Source organism: Aeribacillus sp. SP014, assembly GCF_054055575.1.
The window spans coordinates 2,202,363-2,223,802 of record NZ_JBSRXI010000001.1 but is presented as its reverse complement, the minus strand read 5'-3'; the positions used below and the strand labels follow the sequence as shown (position 1 = coordinate 2,223,802).

Below are 21,440 nucleotides of genomic sequence, written 5' to 3'. Positions count from 1 at the left end.
TATTGTAAAAGAATTTCATCTAAACACAAATGGTGATGGTATTTTTAGTACTATCGCCATTCTGTTCATCCAATGCCATGTCCATTTAAAAATAAAGTCTCATCACCATATTCTGTGATGTTCACACAATTCCGGAAATAAGTTAGCGAGATTGATACTCAATCTAGAGTAGCTCCTTCGTCAGCTTGCAGACCACTAAGTGGGTAGAATGGAAGCGGTCAAGTGCTTTCCTTGACGGATTCCATTCTACCAACTACAATGCGGAAAGCTGATGAAGGGCATGGTTAAGCAACCTGATTTTTATAAGTTTTACCTGTACATTCCAAAAATACACGTAGCCGAAATCTTTCAAGGTTTCTGAAGCCAAAAGCACGTCTTTTGATGTTCTTAATCTTATGGTTTGTACCTTCAATCCGGCCATTCGTAAAAGGTGTAAGAAAATATTGTAAAATTTGTGCCTTCCAATTTTCTATCGTCTTGGCAACTTGATGAAATGAAGGAAATGGGCTGCTCCATGCGAGTTGAATCCATTCTTCTAAGAGTGAATCAGCTGTATCATAGTCATTCACTTGGTATATTTCTCTAAAGAGTTCTTTTAGAAAATAGGCATATGACAATTCTGAATGCTCTTTGAGCATCTCATCTAATTGTTGTTTTTCATTAGCCGTTAACTTTTCAGAACCTTTCAAGAGTTTAAACCGTCCCTTTTTTAGTCCAGGAGTTTTCTTTCTAACTTGGTCAAGTGCATGTGTCACCTTTTGCACCACATGATATTTATCAATGACGATACAGGCCTCTGGGAATATAGATTTAACAGCTTTATGGAAGGGATCCCACATATCCATAACAACGGTATGAACACATTTATTAGACAGAATCTTCTTGGCAAGTAAGATCTGAGTTGAATGATAACTCCGTTGATGTTCCATACCAAGCACACTCCCGGTTTGGGTATCCATAAGAACTGTTTCATATCGGTGACCCTTTCGGACAGCGATCTCATCAAGGCTAAGGATTAATTCATTGTTTTCTAAAACACTTTCAAGAGTTTCTAAATGCTCCTTCTCTTTTTCTTTAGCAACGGAATAAAATATTCTTTCAACAGTTGTATAAGGTATTTTTTCCTTTCGACTCACTTCTTGGATAGTAGAGCCAATGCACATTTCGTACAGATATTCTCTGTACCGATTGGTCTGATGCTTATTAGGACTGATAGATTCAAATGTTTGTGAAAATACCTCATTACAGTTGTGACAACGGTATCTATACACTCTGACAAATAAGAAAAGGGGCTTACCTAATACGGACAAGTCACGAACCTTTCTTGTCCGCCAGTCATGGACATGACTAGAAAAAAAACCGCAGTAAGAACAGCGTTCTTCTGTAGTATTTTTCTCGACATGTAACAAATTGCAATCTTCAAGAAACACTTGTTTAACAACTTCAAATTCTGGCAAATCTAGTGATACGGAAAACACTTTAGAATCTCCTGTTATGTTAAGTCACGCTAACATTATTGCCAGGAATTCGTGAGTGTTTTCCTTATTTTTTGGGTTAAATCACAAAATGTGGTGATGAATCTAAGATTTTATTATCAATGTTAAAAAAAGATAGTTTATTCTCAATAGAAGAAATTAATAAGGTTCGTTCATTTTTTGATTTATATTTTCTTTATAATATGATGGAATATATTGGTGATTCAGAGGGGTTAGAAAAAATAAAAAAAGTATTTATGAAGCTGGAGAATCCAGGCAAGGCTGATCAAGTGGAGTATTATTATTTTCTAATATTGGATTATAAGATAAATAACACGGTTGCAGATATGAAAGATAAAATTGAAAATAACATTTCAAGTTTTACTGAACAAGTGTAATGCACCCCTTTGTCAAGACACAAATTGATAATATTTAAGTTATCCATTCTCTCCTTTCGCTATGAATGTGGTGCGTGTGCAAAAAAGGCTTGACATGGAGCCTCTACGGGCACGATTTTTTGCGCTGGAGCGATGGACAGATAACATCGCATGGCTAAAACAGCCTATCATGCCCGTCTCTCCATATAAAGCCTCTCATCACGTTCGATGGTTAGGATGCTTGAGCCATCTTAGGTTGCTTGTACACTGTTGCTGGCGTCAAATAGTCCAAGGATTGGTGAGGTCGGTCTGTATTATAGAACGTAACATAGCGTCGAATGCCTTTTCGCAACTCTTTAGGATTCTCGAATTCATTGAGATAGATACATTCATACTTTAAAGCTCTAAAGAATCGTTCCGTACGACTATTGTCTGTTGCTCGTCCTTTGCCATCCATTGATACCTGGATGCCATACTCTTTCAACAGCCCGAGATAGTCAGCGTTTGTAAAATGGCTGCCCTGGTCACTATTGATGATGGCCGGCTTACCATGACGCAATGCCCGCTTCAGACAGTCGATGACAAATCCTTTCTCCAGCGTACTAGATAACTCGTAATCGATCACTTTGCGGCTGAACCAGTCGATGATGGTAAACAGGTACATAAAGCCCCGTCCCATACGAAGGTAGGTGATATCCACTCCCCATACATGGTTCGGACGGGTGATCTCCCATCCACGGAGCAGGTAAGGCCGGCAGTACTTGGCATGTAGCCTCTTACTAAGGTTGGGTTTAGGGTAAATAGCTTGTATACCCATAAGGCGCATGAGACGGCGTACGCGTTTATGATTCACATCAAATCCTTTCTCACGAAGTTTCGCAGTCATGCGCCTGTAGCCAAAGTAGGGATGAGCTGTATAAAGCATATCCATTTCGTGCATGAGCATGATGTTTTCTGAGCTTTCTGTTTGCCCCTTTGATTGGCGATACACGCTAGTACGATGAATACCTAATAACTGTGCCTGACGCTTGATGCTGATCGATGGGTGATTGAATTCGACCATAGCCTTTCGTTCGTCAACAGACTTATTTGAGCCCAGATTTTTTTTCAGCCAGTCAACTTCAACCGTTAACTGACCTACCAATTTCTCTAAATTTTCTTGTTTGGCCTCATATTCTTTACGGATTTTATCCACTTCGCTTGAGCCTTTTTCAAAGACCATCGAGGATCGTTCTAGAAATTCTGCTTTCCAACGACTGACCATGACTGGGCTTAATTCATATTTGGCGGCTATTTCATTGACGGTTTGCTCTTCACGCAACACCTCAAGAACCACCTTAGCTTTAAATTCTGCGGTATATCGGTTTCTTTTTTTCATGGTATCATTATAACTTATTTATCACGCTCATGTGTCTCACCTTATGGGAGCATTATATACCGTTTTTATCTTACCTACAAGGAATTGCAACACCAAACTAAAGGCCTTTACGTTTGATGCCTACCAATTGCTCCCATTATAGACCCCGCTGTTAAAAAATAAGGAATAAAAAACTTTGAGGCGGTCATATGATACATTTGAGATATAAAAATATTGTGCCGATATGATGTTCAAAACAGTAAAATTGATGCAGGTATTTGCTTATGAAATATGATCAAGGTGTTTCCTTGTCTTCTAGATACAGGCATGGCATCACGATCCCCATAATTGTAGATGTAAATCCTGCTGGGAAGTTTGAAAATTGACCATTTCCTTCATGATTAGATGGATGACCCACATTCCAATGATGAAAGAGCTGTTTAAGGCGCCACACCCTGTTTCAGTGAAAGATGCGCTGCAAATTAAAGGTTTGGATGCCGGTACGGTTGCCGCTTTGACAGAAAAAGATTGTTCAAAAGAATGCTACTGGATGTACTTGTTAGCCAATGGCGATTCAGCTCCAACCTTCTTGTTCTGGCCTCTCTAGATGAAAAAGCTCATTTCATCCATCCTGCTGAGAGCTTTGTGGTGTGCATTTCATTTGTGAAACGATTTCATTGAATGGTGACCCATATTTTTTTGAAGCTTTTATTCGCCTATTTCCTGCAAAAAATTTGTTAATCCTTATTGTTTAAAGAAGGAAAAATTACCCCTTTGTCGAATGGAGTAGGAGAAGAGAGGTAAATGCCGAAACTTAAGCAAATTTGTTGCGTTTACGGTTCAACACTTATGAAAAACCGAATCAACAGCAGGTTAGAAATTGTCGTGCCTCATTCCCAAATGTAAACGGTGAAGGAAAATATTTTCAGCATTATGAGTGGCAACAAGGCTGTTCAAAAACTAAGCTATATAGGGGGGGTGTTGAAAGTCGAAAAAGATGAAAAATATTTAAGGGCGAAAAAAAGAGTGGAAAATTTGAAAGCCTTTTATTTGCATTTCATTTCTTATGTTTTAGTGAATTCTATGCTTTTTGTTTTTAATTTAATTTCGGATCCCGGTAATTGGTGGTTTCAATATCCGCTTTTTGGCTGGGGGATTGGGCTTTTAGTACACGGCGCCTCAACGTTTGCATTTGGCATATTCGGGGAAGAATGGGAAGAAAAAAAGATAAAAAAATATATGGAAAAAGACAGGTAGAACATTTTAAAAGCGTTCGGAATCGAACGTTTTTTTGTGGAGAGTATTAAAATGGAACATCTAAAAGATGCACCCTGTGAGGTGCATTTCAAACATTACAGTATGGAGAGTTGAATTATGTTTCGTCTATTTCATAAGCGGTGCTTTTTGTGTAAGCGAAAAACAAAAACTTATTATCATTATGTAGACCATAACGGAAATAGTATGAAAGTTTGTCCGGAATGTGCAGTATATGCGGAAAGAAGGGCATTTAGAAAAAAAGTGTAGGCACCTTTTGAAAGGTGCTTTTTCTTTTCCTTCAAAACTCAACTTCAAAGGAGGGAGCTTTTTGTTAAATACTGCACAAGCAACGGGTAAGAGCAAGAGCCAAAAGCGCTGCTAAAATCGATTGGAAACCGCTGCAGAATCAATGTTGAAGCGAACAGCAGCTGATAAATTAGCCAAGATTAAGTTTAGTAACCCATAAAATAATTATGTAAACTAATATAAAAAAGTGTCGACTCATTCATCATATGGATATAAATGGATGTATTGCAACTGATGGGGATTAACTCAAAGTATGGATATTGTTGGGCAAACAGGTTGGAATGGGTTGATAAAAAGAAAGCTTTCTGATCTTGGAGGATGGCCGCAGACAACATCCCAGAGGATGGCGAATCAGAAGACGAAAAATTCCTTTTGTATACATTGAAACATCCAGAGGGCACAAAAATCCTTTGTTCACAATAAACGCATCGACATTTTGCAAAGGAATAGTTGCTTGGTCTGTATCGGTTTAATTTATGGTGTCTCCAATGAAAATCTGAACATTAGTGCACTTTTGAAATGCGAAATAATGATGGAACCTCTTGAGGTTATGGCGTTAAGGGAATTTAAACAAAACAACGCCCCCCTTAATAAAAGAGGGCGCATTGTAATGTCATTTAGCAGCATTTAGAAGGGTATCCTGGATCAACAATTACGTTTCTTGTAATTGGTCTATAAATATGTCTAGGAACATTGACAATATTGAAACGATTAATCCTTACAATTGGATGAATATAAGGAACTACACGTGGAATAAAACGGTCGCGAACCACATGTTTAGGCGGACAGATAATGGGTCTAGTATGACCAAACATTGGAAACTCACCTCCTAGAATATCTATATACATTAAATGTATTAGCAGGGCTTTTTGAAACGGACAAATATCACAAGTTATATAAAAAATTCATCTAATTGTAAAACATTGTAATATTTGGTATCGGAAGAGCATTCATAGTACGCATTTTGAAGAAAAATTTTTGTTCGATGTGTTGACGTTAAAAGACGTCCAGATATCCCGCTTTATGTAGAAAGCTAAATTTGGAATGATCGGGATCAAATCCATTTGCCAGCTGCTGGAACAAAAAGAGTTCAGCAACAGAAGAGAAAATGAACTGTTATTATGTTTACTAAGGACAGGAGAAACTCATTAAGTGAGGGGCTATAAGTTTTCGTGTAACCGATTTATCAGCTCCATCAGAGCGGGGTATTATGATTTAAACGGCAAATTGCTAAATGTGAACGGCTCATTTCTTTGTTCTACAAAAGCACGGATCCAACGCTTTTATGCCATATTATGCAAAAAATTGCTATGGAGACTTCCCAACTTTTTAACAGCAGCATTGGAATTCCACTTCTTTCAAATAATTGCTTAGAGAAAAAAGCTATCGTCTAAAACGGCATTTCTTCTGTTAAGAAAAACGGTAAGCTGCTTTATTTTTAGCCTGCCGAAACAACCGATACAAGTTGTGAAATAGGGTTTTAACATGTTACCGTACATTCGTCAGGATGGCCGTCCGGGTTTTCACATTTTAACATGTTACTGCACATTCAAAAGGACTGTTTCCCGGGATGGATCGGGACTGTATAATTGAAATCAATATGTACTTTGGCATTAACAAATCAACGACCGATGAGGCAGAATTTTTATGCCTAAATTCATAAAAACATAAATTTCTACTTGACAGGTAGGATTAATATGTTTTAATATAATGTTAAATTTACTGGAAAATTAAAAACGCCGACTGGTTCACTAGAGGCTCCATTCAAGATGGATTTTCTTGATTTGGGAGCCTCTTAGTTTTTAAATTCGCAGCAGGAATATAAATGGTCCGTATAAGGCACAGAGGATGAAATAGTCTTAACAAGATCAGACTTGCACTAAGAAAGCTGGTGCAGCGAAATCGGATAACCATTTAAAAAAACGTAAAAATTTTATGATAAGGAGAGGATCACATGAGTAACCTTCTTCGTCAGGCTGTAGAAATCAGAAGAAAAAAATTGATCAACAAACTGATTGTCTTAAATGCATTTAAGAATGAGGAGCAGCTTTGCAAATTAACGTTATCAGAATTAGAATATGAATATAAAAAAACCCAAAGGGATTCCCATCCGCATAGTGAAACAGGGTTGATTCGTTGGACGAGCAAAAAAATATAATTTTCATCAAAAAATACGCATGATTCTTTTAAACCCGTACATTGGAAAGGGAAGGACAGTGAATTCTCCTCAAAGCATGGGTAAGTGAACTGAATTTTCCCAAAGGTCTTCAACCCTTCTCAATTATTCTGCTAGTGATTTGCAAATCAAAACGCTATGGAAAATTCCAAAAATTTTGAATGAGGATTTATCGAAAACGAAATTTTACGCAATGGCTTTTAGTAAAAATTTCTATCTGCTTTTGCACCTTTAAATACTACTATATAGATAGTATTAGTATGATTTAATAAACTACCAGCTGAATTATTTGAGGCTCTTGATTCGAGATAGGAGGAAATCTTGATTTAAGAGCCTCTTAGCTTTTCATTTTAGTGTAAGGATTATAGATGCCGATTGAAACAGCGTTCTTCATTTTCGCTAAATCCGCCTTTAAATTTTTAACATATATAGATGCCGATTGTGCCATAGGAAAAATAGAAAAAATGTACATATGGAGCTCGGTTATTCAGAAGGGGGGAATAAGGCTTCAAAGGCTATTGCAAAGCACAAAATGGCGTCCTCAAACGGTTTAAAGATTTTGTACAACTGAGAGGGGAAGCCGTTTTCATCATCGGCAGCCTGAATCAAATGCAGATCAGCTTGAGTTTGAAAATGAACATTAAAAAATCGCAAACGCGCGTTATTACATAGAAAATAGCAAACAAGAACTTTCAACGACTAATGTAATGAAGTGTCAACCATTACATAAAAAATAGGGGGAATTTTCCGGCAAAAACCATGAATTTCAACCTTACAGTTTTGGCTTCATTGGCCAGACATTGAGAAAAGGATAAACTTGTGATCAATCAATTTCGGTTTTTGCTTCGTTTTCAGATCAGCACACTGAGATGTGATCTATCTACTCCGGTTTTGACCGAAAATAGCAAAACAAAAAACAAAGTTCATTTGATCTTCTAGCAGCTGTATGGCCTGCTGTTTATATGAATTAGACGTTTAAATTCTGACAACATTGAAGTTTGTGACAGCTCGCCATTACGGAAAGGCGTAACGGAAAAAAACGCTCAGTTGAAATTTCCAACAAAAAAAGGCATCCGTGATGGATACCCTTTTTCATTATTTTTGTACTAAGGAATCTAGAATATCATCGATGATTTGCGAATTGGCAATAGAGCCTGTGTACAACCAGCTTTTTTCAGGTGAAAATTCAAAAACGTTGCCTGCTTTTACAGCCGGAATGCTTTTCCATAGAGCATCACTTAAAGGTGCTGCATTGGAACCGTCACTATTAATTAAGAACAAATAGTCAGCATCCAATTCTACTAATTTCTCTAAAGAGATAGAGCTCCAGTTATCTGCTGAGTTTGCTGAAATTTCTTTTACAACTTTTGGCACTTTTAATCCTAAGTCTCCGTACATGACGGCACCGCTTGAAAGTTTTTCATTTACGATAAAGAATTGTCCGCCTACTAACCAGACTGCTGCGACAGAAGGATTTCCTACTTTTTCTTTAATTGTCTCTTTCGCTTTGGCTACTTTGGCGTCATATTCTTCTAGAGCTTTTTCCGCTTCTTTTTCCTTTCCTAATACTTCGCCAATAAGCTTCAATTCTTTGCGCCAATCGCTGTTATCTTCTTCACCAATAACAAAAGTAGGGGCGATTTGATTATATTGTTCATATTTTCCGCCTTCTACCATGCTAGCGGAGTCCATTATAATTAAGTCCGGATTCATTTTTTGAACTGCTTCAAACGGAAGATCATGCGGAATGGTTGGAATTCCTTTCAGCTCATCTTGCAGATAATCTTGTACGGTTTTCCCGTCGTTTACACTCCATTGTGCGACAGGTTTTACGCCAAGGGCAACAAGATGATCTTCAAGATAGCTGGCAATAATTCTTTTTGGATTAGCAGGAACTTCCACTTTATTTCCCATTCCATCTGTTAATGTTCTTGTTTCTGCTGACTTTTCATTCTCATTTGAAGCTTGATCCGATCCGGAAGAGGAGTCGGTTCCTTGTCCACCGCAAGCGGTTAGTGATAGAGCTAATAGCGCAGCTCCTATTAGAGAAAATAACTTTTTCTGAAATACCATTTCTAAACCTCCAACTCATATGATAAAATAAATTTTTGGGAAGCAATAATGATAACCATTTTCAATTAAAATATATCTCTGCCACTTTGTCAATCTTAATTTTTATCATTTGGAGGAAAAATGGTTTATGGATTCAACGATACATACGAAACCTGCTTCAGAATCTTTACATAAAAGCAAAAATAGATGGATTGCTCTTATCGTTCTTTTCATAGGCATCATTGGCCTATTTCTGTCAGTTGTCATTTCGATTCGTTTTGGTGCTGCGGCTTTGAGTTATCGGGATGTTCTTGGTGCGTTTTTTGCCTTTGAAGAGGACAATCAAGCTCATGTCATTGTCAGGGAATTGCGTTTGCCCCGTGCAGTCGCAGCCATTCTCGTCGGTTCTGCCTTGGCTGTTTCCGGTGCTATTATGCAAGGAATGACTAGGAATCCATTAGCCTCTCCTTCTATTATGGGTGTAACGGCAGGATCGTCCTTTCTCATTGCCATTGCGCTGGCATTTTTACCGGGAATCTCTTATTTTGGTCTATCAATCTTTTCTTTTATAGGTTCAGGTCTTGGCGCTTGTCTTGTGTTCGGCATTAGCTCCCTTTCTCGCGGAGGAATGACGCCTGTGAAGCTGGCTTTGGCCGGGTCAGCGATTACATCACTCCTAACCTCCTTATCGACTGCGATAGGAATTAAATTTAATATTGCAAAGGATATCAGCTATTTTTTTGCGGGAGGAGTTTCAGCTGTCCAACCAACCCAAGTCCATTTTCTTTTGCCGTTCGTCATTTCCGGACTTTTGCTGGCCATCTTACTGTCGCGCTCTATTACCGTCCTTAACTTGGGCGAAGAAGCTGCCAAAAGTCTCGGGCAAAATACAAATGTGGTAAAATTTTTAGGAGCGGTCACGGTGCTGCTTTTAACAGGGGCAGCTGTTTCAATTGCTGGAGTGATTGGCTTTGTCGGACTCATCGTTCCTCATATTACACGGTTTTTAGTCGGAACGGATTACCGTTGGATTATTCCTTGTTCTGCCGTTTTAGGCGGGATTTTATTAATTGCGGCTGATATTGTCGGACGCATGGTGAATGCTCCGTTTGAAACTCCTGTTGGAGCGATAACTGCCGTTGTAGGGGTTCCCTTCTTCCTCTATTTAGCCCGTAAAGAGGGGAGGGTGTAACATGTCAAAAAGATTAATAAACTTCAAAACATTGTTTTTTTCAACTATTTTTTTCATCATTATAACCGCAATCATAAGCATTAATGCCGGCTATATACAAATACCTCTTCATGAGGTCATTGCCGCCTTATTAGGAAATGGAACAGATCAAAATGAATTGACCATATTCCAATTCCGTTTGCCTAGAATATTCATGGCATTGCTCGTAGGGATGGGAATCTCCCTTTCAGGGGCTATCCTCCAAGGGGTTACGCAAAATCCGTTAGCGGATCCGGGAATATTGGGGATTAATTCAGGAGCAGGGTTTGCCGTTGTATTATATATGTTCTTTTTCCAAGGAGCTTCCTTTTTGAACGGCTGGGCTTCCGTGTATGTTTTGCCCATAACGGCTTTAGCAGGCGCTTTTCTTACCGCCGTCTTAATCTATTTTTTATCTCGAAAAAATGGACATATTACACCGATAAGACTTTTATTAATGGGAATAGGGATGAATGGGGCATTCAATGCCGGCATCCTCATCTTCCAAATGAAAATGGAACCGAATGATTTTACAAGAGCACTTACTTGGCTGTCGGGAGCCATCTGGGGTGCGAACTGGAACTATGTGTGGGCGCTGTTACCATGGTTATTGATCCTTATTCCGATCGCGATTTATAAATCAAAGGTTCTCGATATATTGCTTTTAGGTGATTCAACAGCAACAGGGGTAGGAATAAACGTTGCAAGAGAACGCAAGATTTTATTAATCATTGCCGTTACACTGGCAGGAGTTTGTGTAGCGATTGGCGGAGGGATTACGTTCCTTGGCTTGCTTGCCCCTCATATTACAAGACAACTAGTCGGGCCAAAGCATTCGAAATGCTTGCCCCTGACTGCTGCTTTAGGAAGCTTCATTCTTTTGGCTGCAGATACATTAGGACGGGTTATCATGGCTCCTTCAGAGCTGCCTGTCGGGATCGTTGTTTCCATTTTGGGGGCGCCTTATTTTATATATTTGCTAATAAAATCAATTTGACGCTATATACAGCAAGATTTCATTGCACCGCTTCGTCTCAAAAAAAACTATACGAATTTGTCTAAAAGCGGCCCGGTTAAATGAGGGAAGGGACAAACACCTCCAGTGTCGAATGCATCAAATAAATTCGATGAATGGAGGTGTTTGTTTTATCCAAAAGATCGAGCGGTCAACGTTTTTTTCATTATTGCAGCTTGAAGCTGCGCTTGTTCGTTATAAAAAACTGTTTTCTGCCGGCGAAAGGATGATCGTTTGCCATGCTATCCCGCAATTAATACAAAAGCAAGCCAGGCGAGCCCAGGTCCAAGCGCTACGACTACAACAGCAGAAAGTAAAAGCTGTTTAAAAAATACATTCTCTTTTACCCCTTGTACGTTTGCGAGCAGCAATGCACCGTTAGTGGAGAAGGGGCTTATATCGACGATGCTTGAAGAAATGGCAATGGCTGAAACGACACCGATGGAAGAAATGGTCGGGTCCTGTAAAATGGGTGCTGCCAGCGGGATGATAGCTGCCAGAAACCCTGTTGTCGAGGCAAAAGCTGAAACGATGCCTCCTACGTATGACGATGCAAGGGCTGCGATTACCGGATTTCCTACTTTTGCGATTAAGTCAGTCATGTAATCAATCGTTCCAATTGTTTCTAAAACGCCTACGTATGTGACAATACCAGTTATTAAGAGAATCACAGACCAAGGCATCCGTGATAGAACGCCCTTTTGCTGCTTTGGAGCAATTAATGCTAGCACTAATCCTACTCCAAGCGCTGCAAAGCCAATATCGATATCGAACATAAGAGCGAGGACGACGAGTGTGATGATCCCTAAAAGTGTGATGCCTTTGTAAAAAGTTAATCCATTTTCTTGTGATTTATTGTTCTCATTTGCGGAGGACCCTTCAGCTCTAGACGCTGCATCTTCTTCGGCAGCAGTTCGCTTTTTTAGCAGCCGAAGTCCTCCCAAAACGATGAACACAATCACAGAAGCAAATACACTGAAGATAAAAGCGTTTATGAAAAGCAACCCCGGCGAATGAGGAAGATCTCTTGCCTGCATAACGCCGTTAACAATCACTCCATAAGGATTAAGCAGTGAGAAGGATCCCGCTGTGGAACCAATCACTAACAATAACCCCATCAAGAGAGGATTAATGTTGTATCGTGCGGCAAAACGCAGCGCAATCGGCGCTAGGATCGCAATAGCAGCAGGTCCCAAAGTGCCGACGCTAGTTAAAATAGCGCAAAGCAAAAACATTATCCATGGCACGAGACCTAGATTACCTCTGACTAGGCGAAGACCCCATCCGGTAATCAAATCAACTGTCCCGTTTTTCTCAACAATTGAAAACAGATAAGTCACTCCAGCAAGAGTGACGAACAATTCAGCCGGAAAACCGCTGTAAATGTCGTCAATATTTAATCCGCTGAATACAACTCCGACGATAAAAGCAGCTACGAACCCTAAAACACCGAGGTTAATTGGCAAAACTGAACCTACAATAAACATCAACAGAAGCACAATAATTCCAATGAGCTCAATACTCATATTGATTTTTCCTCCTAAGCTTTGGAATGAAAATAGAAAATCCCAAAAATTTGAAACCGCTTTCTAAAAACCCCAGCTTACAAAATCGACGATCGACAATGCATTATAAGAATATGAATGACTAGAAAAAAGGTGACTTTTTATTTGAATATTCTGAAAAATATAATTTCAAATCATAAATCGTCACCTCTCGAAAAAATAATTGAAATGTATGCTTTTATTTTGAATGACATACCTGAACATTTCGGCGACTTCACAAGGAAATCGGCTGCTTATCCTATTTGTTAGAAGGCGGTCCAAGGGCAAAATAAAGAGAGAAACAGCATTTATAAGATTAAGATAAAGTGTTTTTCGCACATTCCCTCCTTTTCTCCGTTTTTCATTCATCACAAATTGTTTACAGCTATTTATTCATTTACAAAAATGTTTACGAAAGCAAAATGAAAAATATGCATCTTTGTCAATTGTCGACAGGATGTACGAAGCGATGAAATATTCGTAATAAAAATTTGAATATTCTTATTTATGAAGTCATTTATAATGGGGGATCACATTAATTTTTATATATGGAGGAAGGAGAACTTCTATAAATTTCGAATAAATTAGAACAGTGCAGCAAACGAAAGATTTGCGGAAAATCTTCCAATACAATGCCGACTTTACAGAATTTTTCGATTTGTATTTATAAACAAGTTATAATAGGATTATAAAAAATAGACAGTCGACATTATAGAGAGGAAGAGCGGGAATGAAAAATAATCAATTATTTTACAATCATTCGTTATCCCACAAAATAGCGGAAAAAATAACAAACCAAATTATGGCGGGGGAGCTGAAGCCCGGAGAAAAAATTATTGAATCCACTTACGCAGAAGAGTTTGGAACGAGCCGGGCGCCTATTCGAGAGTCGCTCTATTTGCTGGAAAATGAAGGGCTAATAGAGCGAATTCCTAGAAAAGGCGCTGTTGTGAAAGGCTATACGGAAGATGAAGTTTATGATCTTCTTGAAATGAGAATCGTATTGGAAAGCCTTGCGATGAAAAGAATTAAAGTCCGCGGGGTAAATGAAGAAATTCTTAAGAAAATGGAGCAATTGGTACAAAAGATGTCAGAGGTTGATGACGAAAAACAGTATGCCAATCTGAACCAAGAGTTTCATATGCTCATCATTGAAATGAGCAAAAGCGAAATTATTAAAGAAATGTATTGGAGATTAGGACGTCCTTTGCTTGTACTTCAAAGAATATCGTTTCTTGAAGAGGAGCATATAAAAAAGTCTTTGAAGGAACACCGCATTATTTTAGATTTGTTAAAGGAAAACCTGATCGATGAAGCGCTTGTTTTGCTTGAAAATCATAATCATAGCGTAATTAAAAGGGTCGAAAACAAAACGAAAAATAAACAATCGTACTAGCAGCAAAAAAGGGAAAACAACGAGCGCTGTAAATGTCTTGAAACGAACAACATATACATGATTTTAGGGAGTTCATATGAAGGAGTGAAGCCCTTTTCATATAAGCTCCTTTTTTTATTTTTCAGCTTATTGACTGGGTCATAATCAAAACATGACATAAGTAGGTTTTCCTCAGCAAATACAAAATGAAAATTTAAAATTTTTAGAATTTTTATTGACTTTTATAACATGAGGGGATATCATGGTTGTAACAAGATGATTGTCGACAGTCGTCCATCTTCTAGGAAGAGCATTTTTGGAATCCTGATGGTTTTGTTAAAAAATATGAAGACAAGAGATAGGTGATTTTTAATGAGGGTAACGATTAGTCAGGTCGAGGCGGATGGGAAAATTATACTTCAGGAAAGTGCCGGGCTTGCCATTGTAACGATCCAACGTCCACGCCTAAAAAATGCTATAACATCGGGGATGTGGAGGGAGCTGGCGGAAATCGGAAGGCTGATTCCTGAAAACCCGAAAACACGAGTGGTGATCCTGCGCGGAAGTAAGGATCAATTTTGTTCAGGTTCTGATTTGAAAGAATTTAGCCAAATGTCGATTAACGAAGCGCACGAAGCTTTCCGCTTAATGGAACAAGCCATTTCGACGTTTGAAAAACTTCCGTTGCCAACCATTGCCGCTATAAATGGTCCGGCATTAGGTGCAGGATTTGTTCTATCTTTAGCATGTGATCTTCGGGTTGGGACATCTAAAGCTAAAATGGGAATCCCAGTCGGACGGCTGGGAATTACGTTAAACCAAATGTTTGTAAAACGGATTGCAGATCTGATCGGAGGGAGCCGGACGATGGATTTAGTTTATACAGGTCGACTGCTAGACGCTTCAGAATGCTGTCAATTGGGATTAGTTAATTACATGGTTCCGGATGATGAGGATGTGGATCATTTTACATTACGTTTGGCGAAAAAAGTTATGGAGCAGTCACCGGCGTCTCTTCTTGCTGTTAAAAGATCTGTCGCCTACAATAAGCCGGCACTTTCATTTCCGTGGGATACAGGTACGGCGTCCAGTATTGACGCAAATGATTTTCCTGAAGGTGTTCGTTCCTTTGTAGAAAAAAGAAAACCGAATTTTAAAGGGAGAGGTTGACATGCTGCCACTTGCAGGAATTAAAATTATTGACTTAACGAGAATATTGAGCGGCCCTTTTTGCACAATGACATTAGCTGATTTAGGCGCCGAGGTGATAAAAATTGAAAGTCCACAAGGGGATGATACAAGACAATGGGGTCCTCCGTTCATTAAAAATGAAAGCGCGTACTTTCTAAGTGTCAACCGCAATAAGAAAAGTGTTGTTTTAAATTTAAAAGATCCAAAAGGAAAAGAAATTTTACTGAAAATGGTAGAAGAAGCGGATGTTGTTGTTGAAAACTTTCGACCCGGCACATTAAAAAAGCTCGGAATTGATTATGACATCTTAAAGCAGCATAACCGCGGAGTCATTCTTGCTTCGATTTCCGGCTTCGGTCAAACAGGACCGTATTCAAAAAAGCCTGGCTATGATGTCCTGGCTCAAGGAATGGGCGGGTTAATGTCCGTTACAGGCGAACCAGACGGTACACCAGTTAAAGCTGGATATTCTTTGGCAGACATCGGAGCAGGAATGTGGGCAACAATCGGCATTCTGTCAGCACTTTGGGAAAGAGAGCGTTCAGGTCAAGGACAATGGATCGATGTCTCCTTGCTCGACACGATGGTTTCTTGGCAAACGTACCTTGCCGGCAACTATTTTGCGACAAACAATGATCCAAAGCCGCTGGGAGGAGCCCATCCGAATATTGTGCCTTACCAGGTTTTTGAAGCTTCGGACGGCCACTTTATTCTTGCAGTAGGAAATGACAGCCTTTGGAATTCGCTGGTTGACGTATTGGATGTGGAAGCTCTTAGAGACCGGAAATTTAAAACGAATCCGGACCGGGTTCAAAATAGAGATGAACTGATTTCCATACTTGAAGAAATATTTAAAAGAAAAACGAGAGATGAATGGGTTGACATGTTGGAATCTGCGAAAATTCCATGCGGACCGGTTAATAAGCTTTCGGACATTTTAAATGATGTCCATATCAAGGAAAGGGAAATGGTCGTTGAAATGGAGCATCCTTCCCTCGGAATCTTAAAAATGCTTGGTGTACCTGTAAAATTATCGCGCACACCGGGCAGGATCAAAACGGTCCCTCCAGCTCAGGGGGAGCATAGTGAAACCGTTCTAAAGCAAATGGGCTACAGTAAAGAAGAGATAGAAACATTTATAAAAGAGGGGATTATTATTCCTCAACAAAAATGTGTATAATTCGATAAAATTCAGTCGACAATCGACTAAAAATATTTTAATAATTTGCTAGTTTTTTCAAGTAAAAAAGCTTCCTCTGTTTTATTGTGTATGATGCTCGATCCAAAGCCTATTTTTTTGAAATTCATGAATATTAATATCCCTCATAACAATCGGAGTCCCGAAACAAACATTTGCTATCATACGAACTGAATTTTCCTGTAAATAGACAGAATAGAGTTTCCGGTTTGCCGGATCCGGCCCGCCTTTAAGTTTTACGGGCATTTTCCTTCAGGTTGAAAGATTTTTAAGAAAGGGGTATTCACCCAATGCGCGTATTCGCTCTTGTTGGCCGCAGCGGCACGGGAAAAAGCACCAGCGCACTTTCTTTCGCACATAGTAAAAACATACCGGCTATGATTGATGATGGATTGTTAATTTATAAAGGGCGAAAAGCTGCAGGGAGTTCAGCGAAATATGAAAAGAACTATATAACCGCTATTAAACGGGCTGTCTTTTTTTATGAGGATCACCGAAAAGAAGTCCAAAATGCTATTAAAGCACTTGATATTCATTCGATTCTTATTATTGGTACGTCTACGAAAATGGTTGATCAAATTGCGGAAAAATTGCAATTAGGAAAAATCACCAAATATTACAAAATTGAAGAAATTAGATCGTCAAAGGAAATCAACATGGCATTATATGTGAGAAAAACAGAGGGGAAACATATTATTCCGATTCCATATGTACAAGTCGAACAAAATATTTTAAAGAAGATCATTATGAAGGGAAAGAAAATTTTTTCTACCCAAAAAGAAGAGATTGGTGAAACAACGATTATCAGACCACGGTTTCATCAAGGAACCATCCACATTTCTGAACACGTTTTAAAACAAATCATTTCCCATGCCTGCACTTCGGTAGAAGCAGTAAAAAAATGCCATCGGATAGATATTGCATTAAACGAGCTGCCGAATATAAAAATCACCCTCACCATGTTTTATCCATTGGATGAAGCATTACCCGTCATCGCAGAAAAGATTCAACAAAAAGTTGCTGAAGATTTTTTAAAGTTTTTAAATATAGAGTTAAATAGCATTACTATTCATATCAGTAAATTGTCGATGGAACACTCTTATCCTGCATCAATGATCCGGACTGCGCGCATATGATTTGGGCTGATAAGTTATGCAAAATTAGGTAATCGTAGCTGAGCAAAGGGGTGCCATATGATCAAAAAGTCAGTCATTATTATAAAAATGGCAAATGTAAAAGAACGGATTATACAGTAAAAGGCATATTGAAAAAATAAATTCATATAGAGAAAGTATTATATTTTTAATGCTGACAGCACAAATGCAAATGCTCCAGATAAACCTAGCATCATTTTGAATTCAGGATGCTCCTGAAGCTTCTTTTTAATAGAAAGTAAGCCTATAATTAAAGAAGGTAAAGTAACCCCCCACCAAAATAAAGCCCATTCAATCGGCAGAAAACCTTCCATAATATGCATGGCGATGGCCTGTTCCGGGATAAAAACGAATAGAAATGATTGGGAGCTTCCTTTTCGGCCCAACAGCGATGAGTGTTGTTGGATTTATTGTTCTCTTTTTCCAATCATTATTTACACAAATTTATCTCTTGTTAATCCGCCATTTTCAAACATTTTTAGCTGATTGAAAACGCCAGTTTATTCATCGTGAAGAATACTCAAAGTTTTCAATAAATAGGGAAATATACAATTAACAACAGATGATGTGTCTTGTACGTTTCTTGGTTTTGCACTTTTTGATATTTTGAAAAAGAATTGACTTTGTCCTCAGCGACAGAAAGAATATAAAACTCCTCAAACAGCAGGAAGCTAAATGGAAGCGACCTTTCACACTTACCATATGAAGCTGTTTATTTACTTTAAAAAGTTAAGGAAAACCGGGCGTTCAATTTTCACGCCCGGTTTTCCTTAATGCCCTCCATGCCCGTGTCCGTCTTCCTGAGCAATTTCAAGCTTGTCATCTAGAATTCCTTGTGTTTGAAAGGAAATTTGTTTTTGATCTCCGATGATAAAACCATGATTGTAAGGACCTGTTGTCGGGTCATCTTGAAAGGTTGGCTTGATGCTTGCCAAGAAATCATATGTTTCTTGTTGAAGCTGTCCTTTGTTTAACCAAATCATCGGTGCATGTTTGCCGAGATGTGAAAACGGTGCGGCAGCTAAAGCAAGCTCTGGTGAATCTGTTGAAATAAAAGAAACACCATGGCCCGGTTCCGTTATACCCCATCCGAATTGAGTGTCTTTATCTTTAAATTTGGCAAATTCAATCGAAGTGGTTACAGGGTCATTTCCAGCTATTCGATGAACAGTCCCGTATTCTTTCAATTGATTTTCTACATCTTTAGAAATAACCTTCTCTGGTCCTAAAATATAAATGTTTGCTTTCTTGTTCCGTTTCTTAAGCGCATCTTTCGTTTCTTTAGGAAGCTCGTGTTCAGCAGCAAACAGTATAGGCTCAGGCATATGGGAAATCCAATTAACGGCTGGTATGGAATATAGTTTATGTTGATCCTCTGAAGAAACGATGATCACGCTTTCTGGATAGCCTTCGGATACTTCTGCATAAGCTTGATCGACATTTCTTGCGAATTCTGCGGGATTTTTTCCTTTGATCTGTTCTATTTTATAACCTGACAACTGGTTGATGACATTGTTTGAAACATCTCCTAACACAACAATTTGAGTGCCGTTCCGGTTCCCAGTCGGATTTAACCGTTTGATTTCACTCAACACTTTATCGGGAATGTTATCTTGATGAATCAGTAAGATCGGGCCGTTATTTGGATGATGGATTAAGTCAGCTCCGGCTAATGTTGTTTGCCATTGACCAACAGGCGACAGAATAACGGCTCCGGGTTGATTTTCTTTATGTGTGGCAGGCCAAATGGTTTGGGATACGTAAATGGATGCACGAATTGGATCGGCAACAGGAATTCTCGTTATATTTTTCGTGTTTTGAACAATTAAGCTTTCTTCAGCATTTGGATTAAATTGTGCGGGCGCTTTGGAAAAGTCTTGATTTTTTGTGCTCTGAGTGTCTTTTCCGTTATGATTGGCATGATCATTCATATTTTCGTGGTCCATTTTTTCATGATTCATGTCTTCCGTATGTTCTCCTGTATGGCCGTTGCTGCTTCCGTTGGAACATGATGCAGAAAAGAGCATGAAAGCTGTTAAAACGGTAAGAAAAATCAGCAGCTTACTATTTTTTTTCATTCTAATTCCTCCTCCTAACATTTTCTTTGCATCTGTTTTAACAAAAAAATGTGCAAAAATGATGGAGACGGTCCATTTTTGATCCTGTAAATTTTTTTTATGCGAAAATTATTTACTCGCCAAAAAGGTGTGCCCGCATTTGGCATCCGCTCGCTGTTTTAAAGTTCGGACGGGGGAGAACAGATAAGCGTTGGATGAAAATGATATAATGAAAAAATGAGAACAGAACGTTCGGTTAAAGGCGGCGAAGAGCTTTCCTTTTTGAAGAGAAAGCTAGTTGGCTGATAAGGAAGGGACAAAAAGTGAAAAAAATTTCGTTTAAATTAGGGCTGCTATTTTTCGTGTTTGTTTTGGGAGTCGAAATCATTTTATTTGTCTCATTGTACATAACTTTGGTCAATTCAAGAATTGAGGAGGAGTTTGAGCATCTATTGGCGAGAGGGAATAACCATCGCGATGTGCTGGAAAAAAACTTTGACCATTCCACGCTGGAGCATGTGACGATGATGGAATCGGAAGCGGTGACGGATGTAGTGATTACAAATGAGAAAGGCAATATATTGTATTATTCCGATGACATATTGCCTTTTGCCAAAAAAATTGTAAATACAATGGACAGAACGATTCCGCATGACGGAATAATCGTGCAAAGAAATTGGCAAAAAGAGTCGCATATAGCGACAGTAAGCCCGATACGTATTGACGGCAAGATCAAAGGGTATGTCTATATGTTTCAAAATACCGATGCTATTCAAAAAATGATCTATAAGTTAAAGCATTATTTCGTTTTGGTTGGATTTCTTTCGGTATTTTTAACCATTTTGACGATCGCTTTTTTATCAAAAGTGATAACAAATCCCCTTATTCGTATGAAACAGGCAACCGAAAAATTGAGCAAAGGCGATTTTTCTGTTCGCTTGCAAGTGAAAGGGGAGGACGAATTGGCGGAGCTGGGGGAAGCGATTCAAACATTGGCGAGAGATTTGGAATATTTAAAAAAAGAAAGAAAAGAATTTCTTGCCAGCATTTCTCATGAGCTCCGAACCCCTCTTACATATGTAAAAGGGTATGCAGATATCGCAAGAAGGCCGAATCTAAAAGAAGAGGAGAGGAACCGCTATTTGTCCATTATTTATGAAGAAGCGGAGAATATGCAAAAGCTTGTAAAGGAACTGTTTGAATTAGCAAAGATGGATCAACATTCATTTCAAATCCATAAGGAACCGGCCAACCTGTGTGATTTCTTAAAGAAATTACATGACAAAATGCTACCTGCGTTTCATGAGAAAAACATGTCACTTATCTATAAATGTGAAAAAAACATTACCGTCCAAATTGACCAAAAGCGATTTGAGCAGGTGATGATCAATTTGTTGGACAATGCTTTAAAATATTCCGATGAAGGCTCAGTTGTATCGATTGAAGCAAGAGCGGAGAAAAACAGCATAGTGATCATTGTTTCAGACAATGGAATCGGAATTCCAGAGGAAGATTTGCATCATATTTTTGAACGATTTTACCGAGTGGATAAATCAAGATCAAGAACAAGCGGCGGTACTGGTCTCGGATTGGCCATTGTTAAGGAGATCGTCGAAGCGCACGGAGGAACGGTTTACGCCGCCAGTGAATACGGAAAAGGAACAAACGTTGTTATCACGCTGCCGGAGGTATAAGG

Annotated in this window: 17 protein-coding genes and 1 pseudogene; 11 read left to right on the top strand and 7 right to left on the bottom strand. The window is 38.8% G+C overall.

All coding sequences use genetic code 11. The features are described 5' to 3' along the window. Nucleotides 1–284: 284 nt before the first annotated feature. Entirely contained in the window at nucleotides 285–1,478 is a 1,194-nt protein-coding gene (locus tag ACVIJU_RS10835; RefSeq protein ID WP_456687571.1) for an ISL3 family transposase, read from the bottom strand. A 119-nt stretch (nucleotides 1,479–1,597) separates the two neighbouring features. On the opposite strand from ACVIJU_RS10835, the gene ACVIJU_RS10830 reads away from it, so the two are divergent. Next, complete coding sequence (locus ACVIJU_RS10830; RefSeq protein WP_456687570.1) at nucleotides 1,598–1,873, top strand: hypothetical protein; 276 nt, start codon at nucleotides 1,598–1,600, stop codon at nucleotides 1,871–1,873. Between the two features lie 211 nt (nucleotides 1,874–2,084). Here the strand turns inward: ACVIJU_RS10830 and ACVIJU_RS10825 are convergent, their stop codons facing one another. Further along, nucleotides 2,085–3,230: an IS3 family transposase gene (locus ACVIJU_RS10825; RefSeq protein WP_339212396.1), complete on the bottom strand. Its 1,146-nt coding sequence runs from the start codon at nucleotides 3,228–3,230 to the stop codon at nucleotides 2,085–2,087. 361 nt (nucleotides 3,231–3,591) lie between these two features. Between ACVIJU_RS10825 and ACVIJU_RS10820 the strand changes: the two genes are divergently transcribed. Together ACVIJU_RS10820 and ACVIJU_RS10815 are read left to right on the top strand one after the other, a co-directional pair. Next, on the top strand, nucleotides 3,592–3,816 hold the full coding sequence (locus ACVIJU_RS10820) for a hypothetical protein (RefSeq protein ID WP_456687569.1): 225 nt from the start codon (nucleotides 3,592–3,594) through the stop codon (nucleotides 3,814–3,816). A 374-nt stretch (nucleotides 3,817–4,190) separates the two neighbouring features. Then, nucleotides 4,191–4,466 carry a 2TM domain-containing protein gene (locus ACVIJU_RS10815; protein ID WP_094245893.1) on the top strand — a complete coding sequence of 92 codons (276 nt, stop codon included), beginning with the start codon at nucleotides 4,191–4,193 and terminating at the stop codon, nucleotides 4,464–4,466. Nucleotides 4,467–5,389: 923 nt separating this feature from the next. Here the strand turns inward: ACVIJU_RS10815 and ACVIJU_RS10810 are convergent. Continuing rightward, on the bottom strand, nucleotides 5,390–5,587 hold the full coding sequence (locus ACVIJU_RS10810; protein WP_082829623.1) for a hypothetical protein: 198 nt from the start codon (nucleotides 5,585–5,587) through the stop codon (nucleotides 5,390–5,392). Nucleotides 5,588–6,726: 1,139 nt separating this feature from the next. On the opposite strand from ACVIJU_RS10810, the gene ACVIJU_RS10805 reads away from it, so the two are divergent. Further along, nucleotides 6,727–6,930, top strand: coding sequence for a Fur-regulated basic protein FbpA (locus ACVIJU_RS10805; protein WP_144598111.1), 204 nt, complete (start codon nucleotides 6,727–6,729; stop codon nucleotides 6,928–6,930). Nucleotides 6,931–8,043: 1,113 nt separating this feature from the next. On the opposite strand, the gene ACVIJU_RS10800 is transcribed toward ACVIJU_RS10805, so the two are convergent. Continuing rightward, on the bottom strand, nucleotides 8,044–9,021 hold the full coding sequence (locus ACVIJU_RS10800) for an ABC transporter substrate-binding protein (RefSeq protein WP_340806238.1): 978 nt from the start codon (nucleotides 9,019–9,021) through the stop codon (nucleotides 8,044–8,046). 127 nt (nucleotides 9,022–9,148) lie between these two features. On the opposite strand from ACVIJU_RS10800, the gene ACVIJU_RS10795 reads away from it, so the two are divergent. Continuing rightward, complete coding sequence (locus ACVIJU_RS10795) at nucleotides 9,149–10,192, top strand: FecCD family ABC transporter permease (RefSeq protein ID WP_456687568.1); 1,044 nt, start codon at nucleotides 9,149–9,151, stop codon at nucleotides 10,190–10,192. A gap of 1 nt (nucleotide 10,193) precedes the next feature. Then, nucleotides 10,194–11,207, top strand: a complete 1,014-nt coding sequence (locus ACVIJU_RS10790; RefSeq protein ID WP_456687567.1) for a FecCD family ABC transporter permease — start codon at nucleotides 10,194–10,196, stop codon at nucleotides 11,205–11,207. Between the two features lie 260 nt (nucleotides 11,208–11,467). Here the strand turns inward: ACVIJU_RS10790 and ACVIJU_RS10785 are convergent, their stop codons facing one another. Then, entirely contained in the window at nucleotides 11,468–12,751 is a 1,284-nt protein-coding gene (locus ACVIJU_RS10785; RefSeq protein WP_327848726.1) for an SLC13 family permease, read from the bottom strand. Nucleotides 12,752–13,499: 748 nt separating this feature from the next. Between ACVIJU_RS10785 and ACVIJU_RS10780 the strand changes: the two genes are divergently transcribed. The 4 genes from ACVIJU_RS10780 to ACVIJU_RS10765 all read left to right on the top strand — a co-directional run bounded on the left by ACVIJU_RS10780 (nucleotide 13,500) and on the right by ACVIJU_RS10765 (nucleotide 17,669). Continuing rightward, nucleotides 13,500–14,165 carry a GntR family transcriptional regulator gene (locus tag ACVIJU_RS10780; protein ID WP_144598114.1) on the top strand — a complete coding sequence of 222 codons (666 nt, stop codon included), beginning with the start codon at nucleotides 13,500–13,502 and terminating at the stop codon, nucleotides 14,163–14,165. Between the two features lie 351 nt (nucleotides 14,166–14,516). Next, nucleotides 14,517–15,314, top strand: a complete 798-nt coding sequence (locus tag ACVIJU_RS10775) for an enoyl-CoA hydratase/isomerase family protein (protein ID WP_327856333.1) — start codon at nucleotides 14,517–14,519, stop codon at nucleotides 15,312–15,314. A 1-nt stretch (nucleotide 15,315) separates the two neighbouring features. After that, on the top strand, nucleotides 15,316–16,515 hold the full coding sequence (locus ACVIJU_RS10770) for a CaiB/BaiF CoA transferase family protein (RefSeq protein ID WP_327856334.1): 1,200 nt from the start codon (nucleotides 15,316–15,318) through the stop codon (nucleotides 16,513–16,515). Between the two features lie 308 nt (nucleotides 16,516–16,823). Beyond that, on the top strand, nucleotides 16,824–17,669 hold the full coding sequence (locus ACVIJU_RS10765) for a hypothetical protein (protein WP_456687566.1): 846 nt from the start codon (nucleotides 16,824–16,826) through the stop codon (nucleotides 17,667–17,669). 161 nt (nucleotides 17,670–17,830) lie between these two features. On the opposite strand, the pseudogene ACVIJU_RS10760 reads toward ACVIJU_RS10765, so the two are convergent. Beyond that, nucleotides 17,831–18,010, bottom strand: a pseudogene (locus tag ACVIJU_RS10760) (energy-coupling factor ABC transporter permease); the annotation flags it as partial. 447 nt (nucleotides 18,011–18,457) lie between these two features. Continuing rightward, entirely contained in the window at nucleotides 18,458–19,765 is a 1,308-nt protein-coding gene (locus ACVIJU_RS10755) for a cell wall-binding repeat-containing protein (RefSeq protein ID WP_412674572.1), read from the bottom strand. A gap of 302 nt (nucleotides 19,766–20,067) precedes the next feature. On the opposite strand from ACVIJU_RS10755, the gene ACVIJU_RS10750 reads away from it, so the two are divergent. Further along, nucleotides 20,068–21,438 carry a sensor histidine kinase gene (locus ACVIJU_RS10750; protein WP_456687565.1) on the top strand — a complete coding sequence of 457 codons (1,371 nt, stop codon included), beginning with the start codon at nucleotides 20,068–20,070 and terminating at the stop codon, nucleotides 21,436–21,438. Nucleotides 21,439–21,440: the final 2 nt, after the last annotated feature.

What these genes read in the sequence shown, in the direction of transcription:
- ACVIJU_RS10830 (WP_456687570.1), top strand. Translation starts at nt 1,598, where the DNA reads ATGTTAAAAAAAGATAGTTTATTCTCAATAGAAGAAATTAATAAGGTT.
- ACVIJU_RS10825 (WP_339212396.1), bottom strand. Translation starts at nt 3,230, where the DNA reads ATGAAAAAAAGAAACCGATATACCGCAGAATTTAAAGCTAAGGTGGTT.
- ACVIJU_RS10810 (WP_082829623.1), bottom strand. Translation starts at nt 5,587, where the DNA reads ATGTTTGGTCATACTAGACCCATTATCTGTCCGCCTAAACATGTGGTT.
- ACVIJU_RS10805 (WP_144598111.1), top strand. Translation starts at nt 6,727, where the DNA reads ATGAGTAACCTTCTTCGTCAGGCTGTAGAAATCAGAAGAAAAAAATTG.
- ACVIJU_RS10800 (WP_340806238.1), bottom strand. Translation starts at nt 9,021, where the DNA reads ATGGTATTTCAGAAAAAGTTATTTTCTCTAATAGGAGCTGCGCTATTA.
- ACVIJU_RS10795 (WP_456687568.1), top strand. Translation starts at nt 9,149, where the DNA reads ATGGATTCAACGATACATACGAAACCTGCTTCAGAATCTTTACATAAA.
- ACVIJU_RS10790 (WP_456687567.1), top strand. Translation starts at nt 10,194, where the DNA reads ATGTCAAAAAGATTAATAAACTTCAAAACATTGTTTTTTTCAACTATT.
- ACVIJU_RS10785 (WP_327848726.1), bottom strand. Translation starts at nt 12,751, where the DNA reads ATGAGTATTGAGCTCATTGGAATTATTGTGCTTCTGTTGATGTTTATT.
- ACVIJU_RS10780 (WP_144598114.1), top strand. Translation starts at nt 13,500, where the DNA reads ATGAAAAATAATCAATTATTTTACAATCATTCGTTATCCCACAAAATA.
- ACVIJU_RS10775 (WP_327856333.1), top strand. Translation starts at nt 14,517, where the DNA reads ATGAGGGTAACGATTAGTCAGGTCGAGGCGGATGGGAAAATTATACTT.
- ACVIJU_RS10770 (WP_327856334.1), top strand. Translation starts at nt 15,316, where the DNA reads ATGCTGCCACTTGCAGGAATTAAAATTATTGACTTAACGAGAATATTG.
- ACVIJU_RS10765 (WP_456687566.1), top strand. Translation starts at nt 16,824, where the DNA reads ATGCGCGTATTCGCTCTTGTTGGCCGCAGCGGCACGGGAAAAAGCACC.
- ACVIJU_RS10755 (WP_412674572.1), bottom strand. Translation starts at nt 19,765, where the DNA reads ATGAAAAAAAATAGTAAGCTGCTGATTTTTCTTACCGTTTTAACAGCT.